General features: G+C 41.7%; 1 protein-coding gene. It reads right to left on the reverse strand.

Annotation, left to right across the window (positions count from 1 at the left end; genetic code table 11):
• Positions 1-102: 102 nt before the first annotated feature.
• A complete protein-coding gene (locus IDZ20_RS05825; RefSeq protein ID WP_223144909.1) occupies positions 103-573 on the reverse strand; it encodes a hypothetical protein in 471 nt (156 codons plus the stop codon).
• Positions 574-605: the final 32 nt, after the last annotated feature.

A 605-nucleotide genomic window follows, 5' to 3' on the forward strand; every position in this document is an offset into this window, starting at 1 on the left:
TTAACCTGCGGAAATTTTGGGGTGACTTTTGGGTTAAAGTGGCGCAGCCACCCAAAAGGCGCACCGAAATTTACGTCTGGTTGAACGCTTTGTTATGCTGGCCTATAAAGACCACAACCAACCCAATTGCAAAGACAGCTGGGGCGATGAATAGTCACCAGAGCCAGCACTTAAGCCTGGTTCAATGTAAAACCCGCCGAATTGGAAAGTAGTACTTACTCCAAGATAATTCCATTCTTTTTCATCTTTATATTCTTGCAGAACAAAAGTGTCAGATGAAACATATGCCCTATATGCATCCTCCTCGATAACACTTGTACCCACGACTATTTGCACTGAACGAAAATGGCTGCTTTCATTCCTATAAAAACTATACCCGGCTTCTATCCCGTATATTTCACCTAAGTAAAACCCACTAACCTGCACAGGAAATCCCGAAATATCCTTCTTTAACACAAAATTTATTCCTGAGGGAGTCCCTAGACTAGCACCTACTTCGGTTCGATTTTCTCCTGCATAAGAAAGCATTGGCGCAACAACAAACATAACTCCGTAAACTACTTTTTTCATCATTCTTTAGTCCTTTTTTATTTGCGCATAACGCC

Source organism: Teredinibacter waterburyi (assembly GCF_001922985.1).
Lineage (GTDB): Bacteria > Pseudomonadota > Gammaproteobacteria > Pseudomonadales > Cellvibrionaceae > Teredinibacter > Teredinibacter waterburyi.